The 24338-nt window shown below is 45.0% G+C and carries 22 protein-coding genes; all 22 read left to right on the top strand.

Going from position 1 to position 24338, the window contains the following annotated elements; all coding sequences use genetic code 11:
* Positions 1-28 precede the first annotated feature (28 nt).
* Positions 29-769 carry a 30S ribosomal protein S2 gene (gene rpsB, locus ABXS78_RS07970; RefSeq protein WP_095223141.1) on the top strand — a complete coding sequence of 247 codons (741 nt, stop codon included), beginning with the start codon at positions 29-31 and terminating at the stop codon, positions 767-769.
* Between the two features lie 83 nt (positions 770-852).
* Complete coding sequence (gene tsf / locus ABXS78_RS07975) at positions 853-1734, top strand: translation elongation factor Ts (protein WP_095223142.1); 882 nt, start codon at positions 853-855, stop codon at positions 1732-1734.
* A 66-nt stretch (positions 1735-1800) separates the two neighbouring features.
* A complete protein-coding gene (pyrH, locus tag ABXS78_RS07980; RefSeq protein ID WP_366249899.1) occupies positions 1801-2526 on the top strand; it encodes a UMP kinase in 726 nt (241 codons plus the stop codon).
* Positions 2526-3083 (top strand): ribosome recycling factor, encoded by a 558-nt coding sequence (frr, locus tag ABXS78_RS07985; protein ID WP_366249619.1) that lies wholly within the window; start codon positions 2526-2528, stop codon positions 3081-3083. The genes pyrH and frr overlap by 1 nt, the downstream gene beginning before the upstream one ends.
* A gap of 145 nt (positions 3084-3228) precedes the next feature.
* Positions 3229-3993 (top strand): isoprenyl transferase, encoded by a 765-nt coding sequence (locus ABXS78_RS07990; RefSeq protein ID WP_366249620.1) that lies wholly within the window; start codon positions 3229-3231, stop codon positions 3991-3993.
* A gap of 15 nt (positions 3994-4008) precedes the next feature.
* Complete coding sequence (locus ABXS78_RS07995; RefSeq protein ID WP_366249621.1) at positions 4009-4833, top strand: phosphatidate cytidylyltransferase; 825 nt, start codon at positions 4009-4011, stop codon at positions 4831-4833.
* 25 nt (positions 4834-4858) lie between these two features.
* Positions 4859-6004: a 1-deoxy-D-xylulose-5-phosphate reductoisomerase gene (gene dxr / locus ABXS78_RS08000; protein WP_095223147.1), complete on the top strand. Its 1146-nt coding sequence runs from the start codon at positions 4859-4861 to the stop codon at positions 6002-6004.
* A gap of 15 nt (positions 6005-6019) precedes the next feature.
* A complete protein-coding gene (gene rseP, locus ABXS78_RS08005; protein ID WP_366249622.1) occupies positions 6020-7276 on the top strand; it encodes an RIP metalloprotease RseP in 1257 nt (418 codons plus the stop codon).
* Between the two features lie 15 nt (positions 7277-7291).
* Complete coding sequence (locus tag ABXS78_RS08010) at positions 7292-8989, top strand: proline--tRNA ligase (RefSeq protein WP_366249623.1); 1698 nt, start codon at positions 7292-7294, stop codon at positions 8987-8989.
* 80 nt (positions 8990-9069) lie between these two features.
* Positions 9070-13362 (top strand): PolC-type DNA polymerase III, encoded by a 4293-nt coding sequence (locus tag ABXS78_RS08015; protein ID WP_366249624.1) that lies wholly within the window; start codon positions 9070-9072, stop codon positions 13360-13362.
* A 278-nt stretch (positions 13363-13640) separates the two neighbouring features.
* The gene (gene rimP, locus ABXS78_RS08020) at positions 13641-14114 is read left to right on the top strand and encodes a ribosome maturation factor RimP (RefSeq protein ID WP_095223151.1); all 474 of its coding nucleotides are present in this window, start codon (positions 13641-13643) and stop codon (positions 14112-14114) included.
* 14 nt (positions 14115-14128) lie between these two features.
* On the top strand, positions 14129-15235 hold the full coding sequence (gene nusA / locus ABXS78_RS08025) for a transcription termination factor NusA (RefSeq protein ID WP_095223152.1): 1107 nt from the start codon (positions 14129-14131) through the stop codon (positions 15233-15235).
* 15 nt (positions 15236-15250) lie between these two features.
* Complete coding sequence (locus tag ABXS78_RS08030; RefSeq protein WP_095223153.1) at positions 15251-15523, top strand: YlxR family protein; 273 nt, start codon at positions 15251-15253, stop codon at positions 15521-15523.
* A complete protein-coding gene (locus ABXS78_RS08035) occupies positions 15520-15837 on the top strand; it encodes a ribosomal L7Ae/L30e/S12e/Gadd45 family protein (protein ID WP_095223154.1) in 318 nt (105 codons plus the stop codon). The genes ABXS78_RS08030 and ABXS78_RS08035 overlap by 4 nt, the downstream gene beginning before the upstream one ends.
* Before the next feature lie 4 nt (positions 15838-15841).
* A complete protein-coding gene (infB, locus tag ABXS78_RS08040; RefSeq protein WP_366249625.1) occupies positions 15842-17998 on the top strand; it encodes a translation initiation factor IF-2 in 2157 nt (718 codons plus the stop codon).
* A complete protein-coding gene (locus ABXS78_RS08045; RefSeq protein ID WP_095223156.1) occupies positions 17995-18273 on the top strand; it encodes a DUF503 family protein in 279 nt (92 codons plus the stop codon). Before infB ends, ABXS78_RS08045 begins: the two co-directional genes overlap by 4 nt.
* Positions 18274-18303: 30 nt before the next feature.
* Positions 18304-18654 (top strand): 30S ribosome-binding factor RbfA, encoded by a 351-nt coding sequence (rbfA, locus tag ABXS78_RS08050; protein ID WP_095223157.1) that lies wholly within the window; start codon positions 18304-18306, stop codon positions 18652-18654.
* Positions 18655-18722: 68 nt separating this feature from the next.
* A complete protein-coding gene (truB, locus tag ABXS78_RS08055; RefSeq protein WP_366249626.1) occupies positions 18723-19652 on the top strand; it encodes a tRNA pseudouridine(55) synthase TruB in 930 nt (309 codons plus the stop codon).
* Positions 19639-20577 carry a bifunctional riboflavin kinase/FAD synthetase gene (locus tag ABXS78_RS08060; RefSeq protein ID WP_366249627.1) on the top strand — a complete coding sequence of 313 codons (939 nt, stop codon included), beginning with the start codon at positions 19639-19641 and terminating at the stop codon, positions 20575-20577. Before truB ends, ABXS78_RS08060 begins: the two co-directional genes overlap by 14 nt.
* Before the next feature lie 138 nt (positions 20578-20715).
* Positions 20716-20985: a 30S ribosomal protein S15 gene (gene rpsO, locus ABXS78_RS08065; protein ID WP_366249628.1), complete on the top strand. Its 270-nt coding sequence runs from the start codon at positions 20716-20718 to the stop codon at positions 20983-20985.
* A 138-nt stretch (positions 20986-21123) separates the two neighbouring features.
* Positions 21124-23250 carry a polyribonucleotide nucleotidyltransferase gene (pnp, locus tag ABXS78_RS08070; RefSeq protein WP_095223161.1) on the top strand — a complete coding sequence of 709 codons (2127 nt, stop codon included), beginning with the start codon at positions 21124-21126 and terminating at the stop codon, positions 23248-23250.
* Between the two features lie 115 nt (positions 23251-23365).
* Positions 23366-24319 carry a polysaccharide deacetylase family protein gene (locus ABXS78_RS08075; protein WP_366249629.1) on the top strand — a complete coding sequence of 318 codons (954 nt, stop codon included), beginning with the start codon at positions 23366-23368 and terminating at the stop codon, positions 24317-24319.
* The last annotated feature ends 19 nt before the right edge of the window (positions 24320-24338 follow it).

Genomic DNA, 24338 nt, shown 5'->3' on the forward strand with positions numbered 1-24338 from the left:
GGAGAAAAAACCATTAGGAGGAAACACTATGTCAGTCATTTCAATGAAACAATTGCTTGAAGCTGGTGTTCATTTCGGTCACCAGACTCGCCGTTGGAACCCGAAAATGAAGAAATATATCTTCACTGAGCGTAACGGCATCTACATCATCGACCTTCAGAAAACTGTGAAGAAAGTCGATGAAGCTTACAACTACGTGAAAGAACTTGCTGCTGATGGCGGTACAATTCTATTCGTAGGTACGAAAAAACAAGCACAGGAATCTGTGAAAGAAGAAGCGATCCGTTCTGGTCAGTACTTCGTTAACCAACGTTGGTTGGGTGGTACGCTTACTAACTTCCAGACAATCCGCAAACGTATCAACCGTTTGAAATCCATCGAGCGCATGGAAGAAGACGGTACTTTCGAAGTACTTCCTAAAAAAGAAGTAGTAGGTTTGCTTAAAGAAAAAGAACGTCTTGTTAAATTCCTTGGCGGTATCAAAGACATGGAAAGAATTCCTGACGCTCTATTCGTTATCGACCCACGCAAAGAAAGAATCGCAATTGCAGAAGCTCACAAATTGAACATTCCAATCATCGGTATCGTTGATACTAACTGTGATCCGGATGAGATCGATTACGTGATCCCTGCGAATGACGACGCTATCCGCGCTGTCAAATTGCTTACTTCCAAAATGGCGGACGCTATCCTGGAATCCAAGCAAGGTGAAGAATTGGAAGACCAAGAAGCTCCAGCTGAAGAAGCTACAGAAGCTGTAAGCGAGTAATGGATGAAGGGTGATAAGGGGGGACCTTTTATCACCCTTTTTTCAAGAAATAAATTGTCCAAACCCTTAAGGAGGCATTTATGATGGCAATCACGGCACAAATGGTAAAAGAATTGCGCGAAAAAACTGGCGCAGGTATGATGGATTGTAAAAAAGCTTTGACACAAACAGATGGTGACATGGAGAAAGCAATTGATTACCTTCGCGAGAACGGTATTGCGAAAGCAGCTAAAAAAGCAGATCGTATCGCTGCTGAAGGTTTGACTTTCATCGCTACAGAAGGCAATCATGCTGTATTGCTTGAAGTGAACTGTGAAACTGACTTCGTTACTAAGAACGATCAGTTCAAAACACTTTTGAACGATCTTGCTCAACATATCCTTACTAACAAACCAGCTAGCGTAGAAGAAGCTTCAGAACAAAAAATCAACGCTGACCAAACTGTTGGTGAATACATCAATGCTGCTATCGCGAAAATCGGTGAAAAGATTTCCCTTCGCCGCTTTGCACTAGTAAGCAAAGAAGACAACCAAGCTTTCGGCGCATATACACATGGCGGCGGACGCATCGGTGTATTGGCATTGCTTGATGGCACAACTGATGCAGAGCTTGGTAAAGATGTTGCAATGCACATCGCTGCGGTAAACCCTCGTTACGTTTCCCGTGATGCAGTGGCTGCTGATGAAGTAGAGCGCGAGCGCGAAGTATTGAAAACACAAGCACTTAACGAAGGCAAGCCAGAAAACATCGTTGAAAAGATGGTAGAAGGCCGCCTTGGCAAATTCTTCGAAGAGATCTGCTTGCTTGAACAAAGCTTCATCAAAGATCCAGATCAAAAAGTGAAGAAATACGTATCCGACAAAGGTGCTTCTGTAGTTAACTTTGTTCGTTATGAAGTGGGCGAAGGTATGGAAAAACGTGAAGATAACTTCGTTGACGAAGTAATGAGCCAAGTTAAAAAATAAGTACGACAAAAAGAGGGGACACTTTGTGTTCCCTTTTTTACAAAATACATACCTTTGGAGGCAATGATGACAACAGCACGCTACAAACGAATCGTATTGAAACTAAGTGGAGAAGCATTAAGCGGCCAAGTCGGCTATGGTATTGAACCTTCCGTCATCCGTTCCATTGCAGAACAAGTAAAAGAAGTAGCCGAAATGGGAGTAGAAGTTGCAGTCGTCGTAGGCGGCGGTAACATCTGGCGCGGAAAAGTCGGCAGCGAAATGGGAATGGACCGTGCAAATGCTGACTATATGGGTATGCTGGCAACAGTGATGAACTCACTAGCGTTACAGGATAGCTTAGAGAACTTAGGTATTCCGACAAGAGTGCAGACATCTATTGAAATGCGCCAGGTAGCTGAGCCTTATATCCGACGCAAGGCGATTCGTCACCTTGAAAAAAAACGTGTCGTCATCTTTGCAGCTGGTACAGGAAACCCTTACTTCTCGACTGATACGACAGCAGCCTTAAGAGCAGCTGAGATCGAAGCTGAAGTAATCCTGATGGCAAAGAATAATGTTGATGGCGTGTACAATGCAGATCCTAAATTGGTAGCAGACGCTGTGAAGTATGACTCCCTGACTTATTTGGATGTCCTGAATGAAGGACTTGGAGTCATGGATGCGACAGCTTCCTCTCTATGTATGGATAATGATATCCCGCTACTTGTGTTCTCTATCAGCGAAAAAGGAAACATTAAAAGAGCAGTTTCCGGTGAGAATATCGGAACAATTATAAGGGGGAATAAATAATGTCAACAGCAATCATTTCTGATGCAAAAAGCAAAATGGCACATGCAGTACAGGCTTTCTCCAGACAGCTGGCGACTGTACGTGCAGGACGTGCGAATCCTTCTCTTTTGGATAGTGTATATGCAGATTATTATGGTGCTTCCACACCGTTGAACCAGTTAGCAAGTATCACTGCTCCAGAAGCACGTATGCTTGTTATCACACCTTACGATAAAACGGCAATCTCCGATATCGAGAAAGCTATCCAAAAGGCTGATCTTGGACTATCTCCTTCCAGTGACGGTAATGTAATCCGTCTCAGCATCCCTGCTCTGACAGAAGAGCGAAGAAAGGATTTAGTGAAAGTCGTTTCTAAATACTTGGAAGAGGCGAAAGTTCAAATTCGTAATATTCGCCGTGACAGCAACGATCAATTGAAGAAAGCTGAAAAGAATAAAGAGATCACAGCGGATGATTTGAAAGGCTTCCAGGATGAAGTGCAGACGGAAACAGATAAGCACATCAGCCAGCTTGAAGGTCTTGCAAAAGACAAAGAAAAAGAAATAATGGAAGTTTGACCCTTAACCATGTAAAATAAGTACTACAAGACCCTCTTGCTAAAGGGGGTTTTTGCTCTTTTTGTGACATACAAGAGCAGTACTGCACAGGGCGCCTCTGGCTCTTTTCAGTCAGCAGAGAAAATAGCCCAATGGAGGATTCAAAATGATTAAACTTCCTTTTTTCAATAGGAAAAGAAGAATAGAGTTACAGCCGTCGACACTGAAGCTTGAGAATATCCCGGAACATGTGGCCATTATCATGGATGGAAATGGACGCTGGGCGAAAAAGCGCGGACTTCCCCGGATCGCTGGACACAAGGAAGGGATGACAACTGTCCGGCGGATTGTAAAGGCTGCAAACAGGATCGATGTGAAGGTACTTACACTATATGCCTTTTCCAAAGAAAACTGGAAACGGCCGCAGGCGGAAGTGGACTTTTTGATGAAGCTCCCAAAGGAGTTTCTTACAACTTACTTGCCTGAGCTTATCGAAGAGAACGTTAAAGTACAGACTATAGGGGATCTGGACGGTTTACCTTCCTTCACTAGGGAAGCAGTCAAGGAAGCGATGGAGCAGACGAAGCACAATGACGGTCTTATCCTGAACTTCGCATTGAATTATGGCGGACGGTATGAGCTTGTTCATGCTGTGCAAAATATGATGCAGGATATATCTGACAAGAAGCTGCAAATGGAAGATATCGATGAGTCATGTATCTCCCGCTACTTATATACTGAAAAATTAGCAGACCCGGATTTGATAATCCGTACAAGCGGCGAGCATCGGTTAAGCAATTTTCTGCTTTGGCAGAGCGCTTATTCAGAGCTATGGTTCACGGAAGTATTGTGGCCTGATTTCGATGAATTGCTGTTCGAACAGGCAGTCAGTGATTTCCAGAACAGAAAACGGCGCTATGGCGGTATTTGAGGTGAATATTAAACAATGAAGCAACGATTGATCACAGCGGTTATTGCAGGCATATTCTTCATGATTTTTGTATTGCTTGGCGGGGCATGGTTCGAAGCGTTCATTTATTTGATCGCGACCATAGCCTTCATCGAGCTGCTGCGTATGCGCAAAATCGCGAAATATAAAGTACCATCCATCGTGAGTGTGCTCCTGCTATGGGGCCTTTTAGCCCCGGATTTGGGCATGATCAACACAATGTTCGATTTACATATCAATAAAACGGACATCCTTTTATTCTCCGTTATCCTTCTCTTGAGCTATACGGTACTGGCAAAGAACCGATTCACTTTCGAAGATGCAGGCTTCCTGCTGATTACAGTAGTGTATATCGGTTTTGGCTTCCTCTATTTCATTATTACGAGGAATGCTCCGGATGAAATAATCGGAGATCATATTGTTACCGGATTGTCCAAGTTCATATTTGTCTTGGTTGTCATTTGGGCAACTGATTCGGGAGCTTATTTCTTCGGAAAAGCTTTCGGTAAACATAAGCTATGGCCTACTATCAGTCCGAACAAAACAATTGAGGGAGGCATAGGCGGCCTCGTTCTCGGCTGTATAGCAGGAATTGTATTCCAGTTTATTTCCCCTGTGAGCAGCTCCCTTTTAATTGTGGCGGGTGTATGTATTCTGATTGCTGTCTTCGGTCAGCTTGGAGATATGGTCGAATCTGCTTTCAAACGTCATTATCTTGTAAAAGATTCTGGGAAAATCCTGCCGGGACACGGCGGAATTTTGGATCGTTTCGACAGTATGATTTTTGTTTTCCCAATCCTGCATTTAATTCAATTCATTTAATAGAGTATAAAGAGGAGCGTGTCCGATGAAAACAATCGCATTATTAGGTGCAACCGGTTCGATCGGTCTGCAGACATTGGATGTCATCCGCAACCATCCGGAGGCATTTCGGCTGCACAGTATGGCATTTGGCCGTAACATTGAAAAAGCGATGCCGCTTATCAAGGAATTCGAGCCTGCTGTAGTAGTTGTACAGGACGAACAGACCAAAGAGAAACTTCATCAGACACTTCCGAATGCAGAAATACTGGTTGGTTCCGCTGGAATGGTAGCAATTTCATCAGCAGGTGAAGTGGATGTCGTCGTAAATGCAGTCCTTGGCAGTATCGGACTGGAAGCGACGCTCGAAGCAATACGTGCCAAGAAGCAAGTCGCATTCGCGAATAAGGAGACGCTTGTGTCAGCCGGACACCTTGTAATGGCTGAAGCAAAGAAACATGGTGTCAATCTGCTTCCGGTAGATAGTGAGCATGCTGCAATATTCCAATGTCTGAATGGAGAGAAGCTTGAGGATGTGAATAAGCTGATCATTACTGCTTCTGGAGGCAGTTTCCGTGATAAAACAAGAGATGAGCTCAAGCATGTAACATTGGAGGACGCTCTGCGCCATCCGAACTGGAGCATGGGACAAAAAATAACCATCGATTCTGCAACAATGATGAACAAGGGCTTGGAAGTCATCGAAGCACATTGGCTATTCGGTATCGATTATGATGATATCGAGGTTGTCCAGCACCGCGAGAGTATCATCCATTCCATGGTAGAGTACAAGGATTACAGTGTCATCGCCCAGCTTGGTACACCTGATATGCGGGTTCCGATCCAGTACGCCCTTACCTACCCTGAAAGACTTGATTTAGCAGTTTCAAAAAGGTTAAACTTAGTGGAAATAGGCAAACTCCACTTTGAAGAAATGAGTATGGAACGATTCCCTTGTTTGCGTATGGCATACGAAGCAGGCAGAGCCGGCGGCACTGCTACTACCGTATTGAATGCTGCAAATGAGGAGGCTGTGGCCCTGTTTCTTGCGGGAAAGATCTCTTTCCTGACAATCGAGGATTATGTAGCACGCGCATTAGATGCACATGCCTATGAATCTTTCCCTTCTTTGGAAACAATCATGGAAACAGATCGTCTCACGCGGAGTCAAGTGAGGTCCTATATCCAATAAAGGCAGGTGCCCATTGTGACAACTATTATTGCGTTTATCCTAGTGTTCGGACTGCTCGTTTTCGTGCACGAACTCGGACATTTGATTTTTGCGAAGCGAGCCGGCATGCTAGCTCGTGAATTCGCCATCGGTTTTGGACCGAAGATCTTTTCCTGGATGAAGAATGAGACACTTTACACAATCAGACTTCTTCCGATTGGGGGATATGTCCGCGTTGCCGGTGAAGATCCGGAGATCGTGGAATTAAAGCCTGGTCATCATATCGGTCTAGAATTCAATGACAAACAGGAAGTAACGAAGATTATCGTCAATAATAAATCCAAGCATCCGTATGCACGTGTCATTGAAGTTGAAAGTGCGGATTTGGACCATAACCTAATGATATATGGTTATGAAATAGGGGAGGAAGAACGACTGTCTTTCCCTGTCCACGAAAAGGCTATGTACGTGATGGACGAGACAGAAACACAAATCGCTCCGTATAACCGCCAATTCGCTTCAAAGAACAAGCGCCAGCGGGCGATGCAATTGTTTGCCGGTCCAATGATGAATTTCCTGCTCGCACTTGTGCTGTTTTTCATCCTGGCCCTGATACAGGGGGTGCCAGCTGATAATGCAGCTGTAGGTACTGTTCAAGACGGTTCTGCAGCACAAGAAGCTGGAATCCAATCAGGTGATGAAATTACAGCAATCGATGGTACACCTGTACAAACTTGGGAAGAATTCACGACTATTGTTCGAGAGAACCCTGAAAAAGAGCTTGAGGCAACAATCGTACGGGACGGCCAGGAACAGCAGCTGATGATGACTCCTGCACTTGTGGAAAATGGCGATCAGAAAATTGGTCAGATCGGTGTAACACTCGCAATGGAGAAGAGTTTCTTAGGAGCGATTCCTTATACTTTCCAGCAAACATGGGAATTCGGAACGATGATCATAACCAATTTGGGACAGCTCATAACTGGTCAGCTTAGTATCGATGCGCTTTCCGGCCCAGTTGGTATATATGATGCGACAGATCAAGTAGTAAAAACGGGATTGATCAATTTGATCCAGTGGACAGCACTGCTCAGTGTCAATCTTGGTATCGTTAACCTCGTCCCGCTACCCGCACTTGACGGAGGACGTTTGTTGTTCATCGGTGTGGAAGCATTGAGAGGTAAGCCAGTTGAACCACAAAAAGAGGCAGTGGTCCATTTCATTGGGTTCGCTCTGCTTATGCTTTTGATGATCGTGGTCACCTGGAATGATATACAGCGGCTATTTTTATGATGCAGAGGTGGAAGAATGCGACAAAGTAAAACATTTATACCAACATTAAGAGAAGTTCCAGCAGATGCAGAGGCGATCAGCCATCAGCTGCTAGTCAAAGGCGGATATATCCGCCAGACTGCTTCTGGAATCTATAGCTATCTGCCGCTCGGCACAAGAGTGCTGCGAAAAGTGGAAGCGATCATCCGTGAGGAGTTGGATCGCACCGGAGCGAGCGAGATGCTCATGCCGGCACTTCAGCCTGCAGAGCTATGGAAAGAGACAGGCCGCTGGAAGGTTTACGGACCTGAACTGATGCGTATGCATGACCGAAACAATCGGGAATTCGCACTAGGTCCTACTCATGAGGAAGTAACGACTAGCTTAGTACGTGATGAATTGAACAGCTACAAGAAATTACCGCTTACGGTATATCAGATCCAGACGAAGTACCGGGATGAACAGCGTCCTCGTTTCGGTCTATTGCGCGGCCGGGAATTTATCATGAAAGATGCATATAGTTTCCATGCGGACTACGAAAGTTTGGATGAAGCCTATGAGACTATCTCTGACGCTTATCATCGCATCTTTAAACGGGTAGGGTTGAATTTCCGAGCAGTAGTGGCTGACTCCGGTGCAATGGGTGGTAAGGATACGCACGAATTCATGGCACTTGCTTCTGTTGGAGAAGATACGATCGCCTTTAGTGATGTATCGGACTATGCTGCCAATATTGAAATGGCAGAAGTAATCGATCAAGGCCAAAAGCCTGATGCCGAACCACTTGCCCTTGAGAAGATCGAGACTCCTAACGTGAAGACAATGCAGCAAGTGGCTGATTATCTTGGTCACACGCTTGAAGAAGGTCTAAAAGCAGTTGTATTCAAAGTGGATGATCGTCTTGTTATGGTTATTTCACGCGGTGATCATGAAATTAACGACATTAAGGTAAAAAACCTTTACCAAGCACAGATTGTCGAACTTGCCGATGAAGCAGAAGTAAAAGAACTGCTTGGCGCCGGGTTTGGTTCTCTAGGTCCAATCAATGTGCATGAAGATATCGACGTTATTGCAGATAACGCTGTTAAATATGTAGCTAATGTAACTTGCGGAGCGAACGAAGATGGCTTCCATTTTAAAAATGTGAACCCAGAACGTGATTTCCAAGTGAAGCAATATGCTGATCTGCGTTTCATCCAAGCAGGTGATCCGTCTCCTGATGGCCAAGGCACAATCCAATTTGCTGAGGGTATCGAAGTAGGACAAGTATTTAAGCTTGGTGAATTCTATGCGGAAAAAATGCAGGCTAAATTCCTTGATGAACAAGGAAAAGCGCAGAACCTAATTATGGGATGTTATGGAATTGGTGTTTCGCGTACACTTGCAGCGGCTGTCGAACAGCATAGCAGGGAAGGTGCGATTGTATGGCCTAAATCCATCAGTCCATTCCAAGTACATCTGATCAGCCTTAACCCGAAAAAAGACGAACAGCGTGAATTGGCTGATCGACTATATGAAAGATTACTTGAAGCGGGCGTCGATGTGTTGTACGATGATCGTAAGGAACGAGCCGGTGTCAAATTCGCAGATAGCGATTTGATTGGTATTCCAGTTCGCGTCACAGTAGGTAAACTTGCCGCTGATGGCCAAGTGGAAGTGAAGTTCCGTGATACAGAACAAGAAGCAGTTTCACATGAGAATGATTTGCTTGATCAAATAGCTGCTTACCTATAAAAATGTACAAGCCCTTGTCAATCCATTGACAGGGGCTTTCGCAAGACCGCAGTAGCAGTAGCGGGGGAGGAGAAGTCACAATGAGTTTAAGCCGTAATGAGAAAATGGACATGCTCCTTGAGCAGATTCAGCTTGATACAGAAACTATCGAAGCTCATTTTAAAGAGAGTCAGCTGGAGAAACTGGAAGTCGATCCGAAAGAAAAGTCCTGGCACTTTCATTTTCAATTGGCAAATCTGCTGCCTCCAACCATATATAAAATATTCACTGCTAAGCTGACAGAAGCCTTCGCGCACATTGCAGCTGTGAATTGGTCGATCCGATGTGTTACGAATACAGTGGAAGCTGAACACATCCAGGATTATTGGAAGGATTTTGTACTAACTTATCCAAAACTGTCACCTGCTTATAAGGATCTTGTCCAAACACAGGTCCCAATAGTTAACGGTAATAAGATTATGTTAACTGCCAGGAATGAAGCAGAAGCTAGTGCCCTGAAAAAAAGACTTGAACCCGCCTTTCAAACGTATTGTGAGAAAATCGGTGCAGGCCTTTATATGCTTACTGTTACCGTTCAAGAACAGAACATGGAAGAACTGACGAAATTCCGTGAGCAGAAAGCAATTGAAGATAGCCTTCTCGTTCAAAAGGCTATCAAGGATTCAGAAGACCGTGCGAAGAAGCAGGATGAGACTCCTCAAGGTCCTGTTATGATTGGTTATGCTATCAATGACGAAATCACACTCATGCGGGATATTCAGGATGAAGAACGTCGTATGGCAGTTCAAGGGTATGTTTTTGATGTGGACATACGTGAATTGCGCTCTGGCCGTCACTTGCTCATCGCCAAAGTAACGGACTACACAGACAGTTTCCAAATCAAAATGTTCTCTAAAGGCAATGAAGATGCTGATAAATTCAAGCAGCTCAAAAAAGGCATGTGGATAAAAGCGCGCGGAAGCATCCAGACAGACAACTTCACAAATGAACTGACGATGATGGCAAATGACATCAACCAGATCACTGTCACGCTTCGCCGTGATGAAGCAGAAGAAGGGGAGAAGCGTGTCGAATTGCATGCGCACACGCTTATGAGTCAGATGGATGCTGTTACATCGGCCAGTCGTTTGATTGAAACAGCCGCCAGATTCGGACATGAAAGCATAGCGATCACGGATCACGCTGTCGTACAGAGTTATCCGGAAGCCTTTGCTGCTGGTAAGAAAAACAATGTAAAAGTTATCTATGGCTTGGAAGCCAACCTTGTTGACGATGGCGTTCCGATTGCATACAACAGCAAGGATATCAATTTGGAAAAAGCCACTTATATCGTATTCGACGTGGAGACGACAGGTCTTTCTGCTTCCTATGATAAGATAATCGAATTGGCTGCAGTGAAGTTCCATGATGGAGAAATTGTCGACCGCTTTGAACGGTTTGCTAATCCGCACCAAAAGCTAAGTCAGACGATTATCGACCTGACAGGCATAACGGATGATATGCTCGTTGATGCACCTGAAATCGAGGATGTACTGAATGATTTCAACGCCTGGATGGGCGACGATGTTTTAGTTGCCCATAACGCCAGCTTTGATATGGGATTTTTGAATCAAGGGTTCAAGCGAATTGGTTTGGAGAAGGCGTCGAATGCGGTTATTGATACATTGGAACTTGCCAGGTTCCTGTTTCCGCAGCTGAAGAACCACCGTTTGAATACGCTATGTAAGTTCCTCGATATCGAACTGACACAGCATCACCGGGCAATTTACGATACGGAAGCTACTAGTTATCTGCTTTGGCGATTATTAAAAGAAGCATTCAATAAAGAAATCATGAATCATAATCAGCTTAACAACTATATGGGGGAAGGAAATGCGTACCAGCGTTCCCGTCCCTACCACTGTACAATTTATGTTCAAAATGAAATCGGCTTAAAGAATATGTATAAGCTTGTCAGCATGTCGCATGTTGATTACTTCTACCGTGTTCCGAGAATTCCTCGTTCGAAGCTTGAACAGCATCGGGAGGGCTTGATCATCAGCTCTGGCTGTGACAAAGGTGAAGTGTTCGAGGCGATGATGCAAAAATCGAAGGAAGATGCAGCAGAAGCCGCAGCTTTCTATGATGTGATTGAAGTGCAGCCCCCAGCTAACTATTACCATCTGATCGAGAAAGAGCTGGTGCAGAATGAAGCACATCTATTTGACATTCTACGCAATCTTGTAGAGTTAGGCGAGGATCTGGATAAACCAGTTGTTGCGACAGGTAACGTGCACTATATCGAAGAGCATGAAAAGCAGTACCGAAACATTCTGATCAAGACACAAAATGGTAACCCGCTCAGCAGGCAGACATTGCCGGATGTCCATTTCCGTACGACAGCTGAGATGTTGGCTTGCTTCGATTTCCTGCCTTCTGAAAAAGCGAAAGAGATCGTTGTGACGAACACGAAAAAAGTGTCTGACATGATGGAAGATGTGAAACCGGTAAAAGAAGATCTGTACACACCTAACATCGATGGTGCAGAGGACGAGATGCGCCAGATGAGCTATGATCGTGCCCGCAGCATCTATGGCGATACATTACCGGAAATAGTCGAGAAACGAATCGAAAAGGAACTGAAAAGTATAATCGGCCACGGATTTGCCGTTATTTATCTTATTTCACACAAGCTAGTGAAGAAGTCTCTGGAAGACGGATACTTGGTAGGATCACGTGGATCCGTCGGTTCGTCATTGATCGCGACGCTCACCGATATTACCGAAGTTAACCCGCTGCCGCCGCATTATGTATGCCCAAGCTGCAAGTATAACGAGTTCTTCAATGATGGGTCTGTCGCCAGCGGTTACGATTTGCCTGAGAAGAATTGTCCGTCATGCGGTGAATCTTTGAAGCGGGATGGACAGGATATTCCTTTCGAAACCTTCCTTGGTTTCAAAGGAGATAAAGTTCCCGATATCGATTTGAACTTCTCCGGTGCTTACCAGCCGCAAGCCCATAACTATACGAAAGTACTGTTTGGGGAAGACAAGGTATATCGTGCTGGTACAATTGGTACTGTAGCAGAAAAAACAGCCTATGGTTATGTGAAAGGCTATGCCAGCGATAATCAGCTTCATATCCGAAATGCGGAAGTGGACCGTCTCGTTCAAGGCTGTACTGGAGTGAAAAGGACAACCGGTCAGCATCCAGGTGGTATAATTGTTGTGCCGGATGACCAAGATATATATGACTTCACACCTATCCAGTTCCCTGCAGATGACCGCAATTCAGAATGGAAAACGACCCACTTCGACTTCCACTCGATTCATGATAATCTGCTGAAACTGGATATACTCGGACACGATGATCCGACCGTCATCCGTATGCTTCAGGATTTGTCCGGTATCGATCCAAAAACTATTCCGACAAATGATCCGGAAGTAATGAAGATCTTTTCCGGACCAGAAGCATTAGGTGTGACGGCAGAACAAATTATGTGTAAAACAGGTACACTCGGCGTGCCAGAGTTCGGAACGCGTTTTGTCCGACAGATGCTGGAGGATACGAATCCATCCACTTTTGCCGAGCTTGTCCAGATTTCCGGACTATCCCATGGTACAGATGTATGGCTAGGCAATGCCCAGGAATTGATCAACAGCGGCATTTGCACATTACCTGAAGTAATTGGCTGTCGTGATGACATCATGGTTTATCTGATGCACCGGGGTCTTGATTCATCGCTTGCGTTCAAGATCATGGAGTCTGTCCGAAAAGGGAAAGGGCTTCAGGATGAATGGATCGAAGAGATGAAGAAGAACAATGTACCGGATTGGTATATCGATTCATGTCTGAAAATCAAGTACATGTTCCCAAAAGCCCACGCAGCTGCATATGTTCTTATGGCTGTACGGATTGCCTACTTCAAGGTGCATCATCCGATTCTCTTCTATGCTGCGTACTTCAGTGTACGTGCTAGTGATTTCGAGCTTGATACGATGATCAAAGGACCAGAAGCAATCCGCCAGCGTATAAACGAAATCAACCAAAAGGGTCATGATGCTTCTCCAAAAGAGAAGAACCTTGTGACTGTACTGGAGCTATCCCTTGAAATGTGTGAGCGAGGCTTCCATTTCCAGCGGGTTGATTTGTACAAATCCAGTGCTACTGACTTTCTTGTTGACGGAGACAGCTTGATTCCGCCGTTCAATGCAATTGACGGACTAGGTACCAATGCTGCGCTCAATATCGTGAAAGTACGGGAAGATGGAGAGTTTCTGTCAAAAGAGGATTTGCGTGAACGAAGCAGGATAAGTAAAACGGTATTGGAGTATATGGATCAGCATGGCTGTCTGGAAGGAATGGCTGACCAGAACCAGCTTTCGCTATTCTAACAGGATTCTTGCCTAAATAAGAAACTTGTGGTATATTATCCAATAGCGGTATTGATACGAACCAGATCAAGAGTGGGATTACCCACTCTTTTTCATACCCATGGATTCGGCATCAAGTTTGTAAGGGGAGCGCCTCTTCGTTTTTTGTAGCAAAAAGCACATGATAAACATTGTTCCCTTGCTTCCATTTCGGGCAAGGGTTTTCTATTGAGAGGCTACACCCTTACCCATTTAAAAGTAATATTCGCCTGAAAGCGTGCAGTAAAGGAGGAAGCATTTTGGCAGCCAATATAACGGAAGTTACGGAAAGCTATCTACAACCGATCGTGGAAGAGCTGCAGCTTGAGTTGGTTGATGTAGAATTCGTCAAGGAAGGCAAGAATTGGTTCCTGCGTGTTTATGTCGACAAAACGGAAGGCATTGATATCGAGGAATGCGCCATCGTCTCTGAAAAGTTGAGTGAAATCCTAGATGAGAATGACCCGGTTGATTTTCCGTACTTTCTGGAGGTTTCTTCGCCAGGAGCGGAAAGACCACTGAAAACGAAACAAGCAATCACAAAAAGCATCGGTAAGACAGTACATGTAAAGCTATATGAGCCGATCGATAACGAGAAAGAGTATCAAGGTACATTGAAGGCGTTCGAAGACGATGTATTGACATTGGAAGTCATGATCAAAGCGAGGAAAAAGGAAGTGTCCCTTCCATATGAGAAAATCGCGAAGGCACGTCTGGCTGTAACGTTTAACTAAAGGGGGATATACGAGTGAGCAGCGAGCTTTTTGATGCCATTACTTATTTGGAGAAAGAGAAAGGGATTAACAAAGACGTCCTGATCGAAGCGCTGGAAGCAGCCTTGATCTCCGCTTATAAAAAGAACTTCAAGTCTGCAACGAATGTTCGTGTTGATTTGAATGAAACAACTGGGTCCATGAAAGTTTTCGCCCGTAAAGATGTTGTCGAGGAAGTCGAGGACAGCCAGCAGCAAATGACACTGGATGAAGCTCGTGCTATTTCTGGTACGTACGATATCGGCGATGTCGTTGAAATTGAAGTGACACCGAAGGACTTCGGCCGTATTGCAGCACAAGCAGCGAAGCAAGTCGTTACACAGCGTGTGCGTGAGGCAGAGCGCGGCGTCATCTTCAGCGAATATGCAGATCGGGAAGAAGATGTCATGACTGGTATCGTCTCCCGTAATGATCCAAGATTCATTTATGTGGACCTTGGAAAAATCGAAGCGAAATTGCCGGAAAGCGAACAGATGTCTACGGAAAAATATGAAATCCATGACCGCTTGAAGGTATACGTGACGAAAGTGGAGAACACGAACAAAGGACCGAGCATCTTCGTTTCCAGGACTCACCCAGGTCTTTTGAAGCGATTATTTGAAATGGAAGTGCCAGAAATTTATGATGGTACTGTAGAGATTCGTTCTGTGGCACGTGAGGCTGGAGATCGTTCTAAGATTTCTGTCTATGCATCCCAAGCGGAAGTCGATCCTGTCGGTTCCTGTGTTGGTCAGCGCGGTCAGCGTGTCCAAGCAATCGTGAATGAATTGAAAGGTGAAAAAATTGATATCGTAGAGTGGTCGGAAGATCCCGTTGAATACGTATCAAATGCGCTTAGTCCTTCCAAGGTCATCTCTGTACTTGTCGATGAGGAAGAAAAAGCGACAACGGTCATCGTACCTGATTACCAGCTTAGCCTTGCAATCGGGAAACGTGGTCAAAATGCCCGCCTGGCAGCGAAATTGACAGGCTGGAAAATCGATATTAAATCTGAGACTGAAGCACGCGAGCTTGGCATATTGACTAAGCAGGATGCAGAAGCTGACGACTTCGACGATTTTGACGACGAAGACACATATTGATAAGGGGCGCTGTATATGAAACAAAAGAAAGTTCCGCTTCGAAAATGTGTGGTTTCCAATGAAATGAAGCCAAAACAGGATTTGATCCGGGTTGTCCGCAGCAAAGAAGGCGATGTCTTTGTGGATGAAACCGGTAAAAAGAACGGTCGCGGTGCGTACGTCTCGAAGGATGCGGCTATCATAGAAAAAGCAAAAAAACAAGATACGCTGGCGCGGCACTTGAATACACAGATCGATGATTCTATTTATGAAGAACTTGCGCGATTAGCGAAAGGTCAGCACTCATGAGTAAAAATTATTTGAATTTGTTAGGCTTAGCTGTACGTGCCGGGCAGTGCACCTTCGGAGAAGATGCCATTGTCCGGGATGTCCAGCGGCAGAAAGCAAAGCTAGTAATAGCTGCCAGTGATGTCGGTCCCCAAACCCTGAAGAAACTTCGCAACAAGACCGATTACTACAACATTGCCTTTCTGCAGGTAGAGGAGGACCGGGATCAATTATCACAAGCGATTGGTAAATCCGGCAGAGTCGCAATTGCCATTTTGGATCAAGGCTTTGCAGACAAATTGAAATCTTTGCTCACTGAATCCACTCGGAGGTGAACGTATGTCAAAGATTCGTGTTTATGAATACGCAAAAGAGAAGAACGTTTCCAGTAAGGAAATCATTACTAAACTTAAAAGTATGAATATCGAAGTATCCAATCATATGTCCATGATTAATGAAACGGCAAAAGACAAATTGGATAAGAGCTTCACAGCAAAAAGCGCGGGTAGCGAGAAAGTAGCGATTAAAACGGGGAACTCAACAAACACAACCAACTCAGCAAATAATAGCGGACAGAACAATAAGCCGAAAAGCAAGAGTGGCGGCGGTCCACAGAACCGCAACCAGCAGCAGCGTAATGGTAATAAAAAACCAGGCAAAGGCGGACAGAACAACAATAGACGCGGCGGCCGGAACAATAACCGGGGTAAAGCACCGCAGCAGAAGCGTCCTGAGATGCCGACTCCAGATAAAATTACCTTCAAAGAGTCTTTGACTGTTAGTGAATTGGCAGCAAAGCTTCATAGGGAGTCCACTGAAATCATCAAAAAGCTCTTCCTTCAAGGTGTCATGGCAACAAAGAACCAGGACTTGGACAAAGATGCTATTGAAATGATCTGTGCAGAATACGATGTTGAAGTAGAAGAAGAAGTAGATGTTGATGTAACAGATTTGGATAACTACAAAATCGAAGATAAAGCTGATGAACTGCAGGAACGTCCTGCCGTTGTTACAATCATGGGACACGTTGACCATGGTAAAACAACTTTGCTTGATTCTATCCGAGATACGAAAGTGACCGAAGGAGAAGCTGGCGGAATTACGCAGCATATCGGTGCATATCAAGTTGAAGAAAATGGCAAGAAGATTACCTTCCTTGATACTCCTGGACACGCAGCTTTCACAAGCATGCGTTCCCGTGGTGCACAAGTAACAGATATCGCGATTCTAGTTGTAGCTGCAGATGACGGTGTTATGCCGCAGACAGTCGAAGCGATCAACCATGCGAAAGCTGCGGAAGTGCCGATCATCGTAGCGGTTAACAAAATCGACTTGGAAGGCGCTAATCCAGACCGAGTGATGCAGGAGCTTACTGAGCATAACCTGATCCCTGAGGATTGGGGCGGTGATACAATCTTCGTTCAGCTTTCTGCGAAAAAACGTGAGGGTATCGACGATTTGCTTGAAATGATCTTGCTTGTAACCGAAGTTGAAGAATTAAAAGCAAACCCGAACCGTTCTGCAGAGGGTACTGTAATCGAAGCACAATTGGATAAAGGTCGCGGTCCTGTAGCAACATTGCTTGTACAGAATGGTACGCTTAATATCGGCGACAGCATTGTTGTCGGTAATACATTCGGCCGTGTGCGTGCAATGGTGAATGATTTGGGACGCCGTGTGAAAACAGCTCCTCCATCCACACCGGTTGAGATCACTGGCTTGAACAGTGTACCGAATGCAGGTGACCAGTTCATGGTATTCGAAGACGAGAAACAAGCTCGTCAAGTAGGGGAAGCAAGACAGCAGAAGCAAGTAGAAGAGAATCGTTCCAGCGGGGCACGTGTCAGCCTTGAGGATCTGTTTAACCAGATCAAGCAAGGGGAAGTGAAAGATATCAACTTAATCGTGAAAGCGGACGTGCACGGTTCCGTAGAAGCGATGGCTGCATCCCTGGAGAAAATCGAAGTGGAAGGCGTTAAAGTCCGCATCATCCACACAGGTGTAGGCGCAATAACGGAATCTGATGTTATATTGGCATCTGCTTCAAATGCGATTATCATCGGTTTCAACGTTCGTCCGGATACCAATGCGAAAAAAGCTGCAGAATCTGAAAATGTCGATATCCGCCAGCATCGCATCATCTATAAAGTAATTGAAGAAATTGAATCCGCAATGAAAGGGATGCTTGATCCTGAGTTCGAAGAGAAAGTCATCGGACAAGCGGAAGTTCGTCAAATTATCAAGGTATCCCGTATCGGTACGATTGCGGGAAGCTATGTAACAGAAGGTAAAATCACACGTGATGCTTCCATCCGTGTCATCCGTGATGGTATTGTAATCGTTGAGGATGAAATTGATTCCTTGAAACGTTTCAAGGATGATGTACGTGAAGTTGCTACAAACTATGAGTGTGGAATCACATTGCAGAACTTCCACGATCTTAAAGAGGGCGACACATTCGAAGCGTATGTAATGGAAGAAATCGAAAGAAAATGATTCTGGCTGCCGTTGTAGAATGTATGATCTATGACGCGCATTCTCTCAAGGATAAGCGTTCGGTCGTAAAACGAATCACTTCACGAATCGGTGGATCCTTCAATATCGCTATCAGCGAAGCAGACTACCATGATTTATGGCAGCGCACTTGCTTTGAACTGGTAACGACTTCTCCTGATCGTGTTCGTGCTGAACGTGTAATGGACCAAGCGCTTGCTTTGATTGATTCTTTTCCGGAGATCGAGAGAACAGCTACTGATAAGCAGTGGCTTTAGCATCCCTCCGAATGATGATGAGGTGATAATATGAGTGAACTACGTGCAAATCGTGTCGCAGAGCAAATGAAAAAAGAACTAGGCGACATCATTTCAAGAAAGATAAAAGATCCGCGAGTAGGCTTTGTCACGGTGACGGATGTCGAAGTGACTGGAGACCTGCAGCAGGCGAAAGTCTACATCTCCGTCCTTGGCGAGGAGAAGCAGAAGCATAATACACTTCTTGGGCTTTCAAAAGCGAAAGGATTCATTCGTTCCGAAATCGGCAAACGCATCCGTTTGCGTAAAACACCGGAACTGGCATTTGAATTCGATGAAGCGGTCGATCAAGGTAATCGGATTGAGCATCTTCTAAAAGAGCTTAATGATACCGACAGATAAGATACAACAGAGAATCCCTTCGCCCTTCATGGGAGGAAGGGATTCTTTTTTTACATAGCAAAAAAGGGGTGCTGACATTGGATGGGATCCTAGCATTATGGAAACCAAAAGGGATGACCTCCCACGATTGTGTGTTCAAAGCACGCAAGATATTACAGACGAAGAAGATCGGGCACACAGGTACGCTGGACCCTGATGTAGAGGGTGTATTGCCACTATGTATCGGCCAGGCGACAAAGATCGTACCTTATTTGACGGATACCTCCAAAACCTATGTAGCTGAGATAACACTGGGTTCTTCAACTGAGACAGAAGATAAAAGCGGTGAGGTAATAGAGGAGAAACCAGTCTCTGAACCGATTTCTTTGCAAGATATCGAGAAGGTACTCGAATCATTCACCGGTGAAATCGAACAGATACCGCCAATGTACTCTGCAGTTAAGGTAAACGGCCGTAAGCTATATGAATACGCGCGGAAAGGAGAGCGCGTGGAGCGACCGATACGGCATGTGACGATTCATGAAATTGTACTGGACCATGCATCTGTAAACGAAGATGGAAGTGTGTTCCGGTTCACAGTAAGCTGTTCGAAAGGCACCTATATCCGTACCCTTTGTGTAGATATAGGAAAAGCACTAGGCTATCCAGCTCATATGAGCGACCTGGTACGGATCCAGGCTGGAGCATTTCGTACACAGGATACAGTCACTTTTGCTAAAATGGAAGAGGCGATGCTTACAGGGAATATGGAACAATTGCTGCAGCCTGTCACGAAAGCGATTGAATTCATGCCGCTGATTGAGGCAGATGATGCAATTGAACTAAAGGTCAGGTACGGCCAGCGACTCTCTCGGCCGGCAGAAGCAAGTCTATACCGGGTGCAAAGAGCTGATCAGCTTCTCGGTATTTACGAGACACATCCTGACTATCCACATTTACTGAAGCCAAAACGAGTATTCGTATCAGGGAAAGCAGGTGGCACAGATGCAAACGATTAAACTGGATTATTCAGAAACAATGAAACTACATGATATGCCTGCTGTAAGCGCAGCAATTGGCTTTTTCGATGGCATTCACCGCGGGCATCAAGAAGTCATCAAGCATGCGATAGATGCTGCTCAGGAAAAACAGCTGAAAAGTGCGGTCATCACCTTTCATCCGCATCCATCCGTTGTGTTGGGTAAAGCGGATACGAGAGAAGATTATCTGACTCCGCTCCATGAAAAAGAAGCAATTCTGGAAAGCATGGGCATCGATTATCTTTATTTGATTGGCTTCACGAAAGAATTAGCTGGTCTTAGTCCCGAGAACTTCATCGAGTGCTTTATCGACGGATTAGCAGTGCGTCACTTAGTATCGGGTTTTGATTTCACATACGGAAAAAAAGGTGCAGGTAATGCGGATACTCTTCAGAAAGCTGCCGAGCAACATGCATTTACGTATGAGGCAGTAGCGAAAGTGGAAAATGCGAAAGAGAAAATCAGTTCCACAAAAATCCGTCAGCTCGTAGCCAAAGGAAATATCGAAGATGCTCTGTATTTGCTTGGTCATCCGCTTACATTGACTGGAGAAGTCATCACTGGTGATCAGCGCGGACGAACAATCGGCTATCCGACGGCGAATATCCGAATCGCAGACGAGTATTTTCTGCCAAAAGTGGGTGTTTATGCTGTAGAAGTGCTTGTAAATGGGGAGACATATGCGGGCATGGCAAACCTCGGCTTCAAACCTACCTTCCAGCAGGACGCAGTCGTGCCGAATCTGGAAGTACACATCCTTGACTTCGATGAGCAGATCTACGGTGAAGATGTGACGGTCTCTTGGCGTAAATTCATTCGGGAAGAAGTCAAATTCAATGGAATTGATGCACTTGTTGCGCAGCTTGATCGAGATAAAGAGCAGATTAGCGCATATTTTGCATAGAATCTTGTCCGGGAGACTTGCAATCTGTCTGTAAAAAGTGTAATCTGGACTATGGAAAACCTTCGCTTGGCAATTTGCTGCTCCGGCGATTGCTCGGGGAATGGGGTTTACAAATAGAATTTTCAGGAGGAATAACAAATGGCAATTACTAAAGAACGTAAGAATCAACTTATCGCAGAATACAAAACACACGACACTGACACTGGTTCACCAGAAGTACAGATCGCTGTATTGACGGAGGAAATCACTACACTTAATGATCACCTTCGTACACACAAAAAAGATCACCATTCACGTCGTGGCCTATTGAAAATGGTTGGTCGCCGTCGTAACTTGTTGAACTATCTTCGCGATAAAGATGTTACACGTTACCGTGAACTAATTCAAAAACTTGGCCTACGCCGATAAGATTGACTAAGAAGCGGGAATTATTCCCGCTTTTTCTATAGGAGAAAACCTATTTTACATAGTGTGATAAACGTTGCCTGGACTGGAGCATAATACAGACAGGGACATGATGCAAGATAAATGAGAGGGGCTTTATTCATGGCAGACCAAAAACAAGTGTTCTCCACTGAAATTTCCGGACAGACTTTCTCTGTTGAAATTGGAGAACTTGCCAAGCAAGCGAACGGCGCTTGTCTCATCCAGTACGGCGATACGTCCGTACTATCGACTGTCACTGGTTCGAAGGAACCGAAGGACCTACCGTTCTTCCCGCTGACAGTGAACTACGAGGAAAGACTTTATGCAGTAGGTAAGATACCAGGCGGTTTCATTAAGCGGGAAGGTCGTCCGAGTGAAAAAGCAGTACTTGCTTCACGTCTGATTGACCGTCCGATTCGTCCTTTATTCCCGGATGGATTCCGTAATGATGTACAAGTAATCAGCATGGTCATGAGTGTGGATCAGGATTATTCTTCTGAAATTGCTGCAATGATCGGTTCTTCCATTGCTATCAGCATTTCTGATATCCCATTCCATGGTCCGATCGCTGGTGTAGTAGTCGGTCGTGTTGATGGTGAATTCGTCATCAATCCAACGAAAGAACAGCAAGAAAAAAGTGACATCGATTTAACTGTAGCTGGAACAAAAGATGCAATCAACATGGTTGAAGCAGGTGCGCAGGAAGTGCCGGAAGACATCATGCTGGAAGCAATCATGTTCGGTCATGAAGAGATCAAACGACTTGTCGCTTTCCAGGAAGAAATCGTTGCTGCTGTGGGCAAAGAGAAGATGGAAGTGAAACTCTTCGATTTGGACAAGGAATTGACAGAAGATGTGAAAAGCCGCTGCTACGATCAGCTGAAAGCTGCAATCGAGGTGCATGAGAAAAAAGCACGCGAAGCTGCAATCACTGAAGTGAAGAACGAAATGGTTGCGTTCTATGAAGAACAAGAAACCGACGAAGATACAATCAAGCAAGTGAAGGGTATCCTTGATAAACTTGTGAAGGAAGAAGTTCGTCGTGCCATCACGAAGGACAAGATCCGTCCTGATGGACGCGGAGTGGATGAAATCCGTCCATTGTCTTCCCGTATCGGAGTACTTCCTCGTACACACGGGTCTGCTTTATTCACACGCGGCCAAACGCAGGCACTAAGTGTTTGTACGTTGGGCGCACTTGGTGATGTACAGATTCTGGATGGTCTTGATACAGAAGAAACGAAGCGTTTCATGCATCACTACAACTTCCCGCATTTCAGCGTCGGAGAGACTGGACCAATCAGAGGACCAGGACGCCGCGAAATCGGTCATGGTGCACTTGGTGAGCGTGCTTTGGAGAAAGTTATTCCAGATGAGAAGGATTTCCCTTATACAATTCGACTTGTATCTGAGATCCTTGAATCGAATGGTTCAACATCACAGGCTAGTATCTGTGCCAGCACAATGGCTATGATGGATGCAGGTGTACCAATCAAAGCACCAGTTGCCGGAATCGCAATGGGTCTGGTAGCTTCTGGTGATGATTATACAATCCTTACCGATATCCAAGGCATGGAAGATGCACTAGGCGATATGGACTTCAAAGTTGCCGGAACTGAAAAAGGTGTAACAGCACTGCAAATGGATATTAAAATCGAAGGCTTAAGCCGTGAAATCCTGGAAGAGGCACTTACACAAGCTCGTAAGGGCCGTCTGGAGATCCTTGGTCATATGATGTCTACAATCAGCGAACCGAAGCAAGAGCTTTCCGCTTATGCTCCTAAGATCCTGACGATGACTATTAATCCGGATAAGATCCGTGATGTAATCGGACCAAGTGGTAAACAGATTAATAAGATCATTGAAGAAACTGGCGTTAAGATCGATATCGAACAAGACGGTACTGTATTCATTTCTTCTACTGAATCTGAGAAGAACGAACAAGCGAAGCAGATTATCAGTGACATCGTGCGCGAAGTTGAAGTTGGCGAAGTTTACGATGGTACAGTGAAGCGAATCGAGAAATTCGGTGCTTTCGTTGAATTGTTCAAAGGAAAAGATGGTTTGGTTCATATCTCTGAACTTGCAGAAGAACGTGTAGGCAAGGTTGAGGATGTCGTCAAGATCGGCGACAAACTGAAAGTGAAAGTCAAGGAAATCGACCGTCAAGGCCGAGTTAACCTTTCTCACAAACAGTTATTGATCGAAGCTAAGAAAGAAAAAGAAGAGCAGGAAACTGCTGAATAATATGTAAGAGAGAAGAAACTGGTTTAGCCAGTTTCTTTTTTTTAGCGGATAAACATGCTATGCTTGTTCTTCCTTGTCCTACCCCCTCATAAGCTAGACTAGAGGAGGGATGGGAATGCACCGGATTATCATTCACCTGGTCGTATTTATCACACTGCTGTTTCTGCTCATCGATAGCGGGCATATGCCTTTTCAGGCAGCGTCTGTCAACCATCATCCAGTTTTTTCTGATATAGCAGTACGAGCAGATGAACAGGAACTGCGGCAGGAAATCGAAGCGGTGCGCGAAGAAGTCGAACAGCCGGCTGAAAACGCGCGAATCGATAAGATATGGAAAAAGGTGCCTGGAAAGGCTGGCATCAAAGTAGATGTCGACGCTTCTTTGGAAAAGATGAAGAAGGCAGGTATATTCGATCGGGAACTGCTTGTAGTGGAAGAAGTCGAACCTGAAATCACACTTGATGAGCTGCCGGCATCGCCAATATACCGTGCCAGGGAGGATCAGGAACAGGTCGCCTTATTGATCAATGTTTCCTGGGGGGAAGACCATATTCCTGCAATTCTGCAGACATTGAAGGATGCAAATGCCAAGGCCAATTTCTTTATCGAAGGTAAATGGGCGAAAGAGCATAACCAGCTAGTCGAGATGATTAAAGAAGAAGGACATGTAATCGGGAACCATGCATATAACCATCCTGATATGAGTCGAATGAGCGAGACTGATTCGGCAGAACAGATAAGCCAAACAAATGAAATCATTCACGCGATAACAGGTGACAAACCAGTCTATTTTGCACCGCCAAGCGGGAGCTTTAATGATGGGACAATACAGGCTGCCAATGAACAGGGGATGGAGACGATTCTATGGTCTGTCGATACCATTGATTGGCAAAAACCGACAGTTCCTGTTATGATGAAACGCGTGACCGAAAAACTGCATCCTGGAGCTTTCATCTTGATGCATCCTACTCCTGTTGTGGAGGCTGGATTAGCTGATATGTTAAAAGCCATTAATGAAAAAGGGTACAGTGTATCGACTTTGGATACGATATTGAATGAAGGAAGATAATGGTACAGCGAGATATACT

Origin of the sequence: Terribacillus aidingensis, assembly GCF_040703035.1 — a bacterium.
GTDB lineage: Bacteria > Bacillota > Bacilli > Bacillales > Amphibacillaceae > Terribacillus.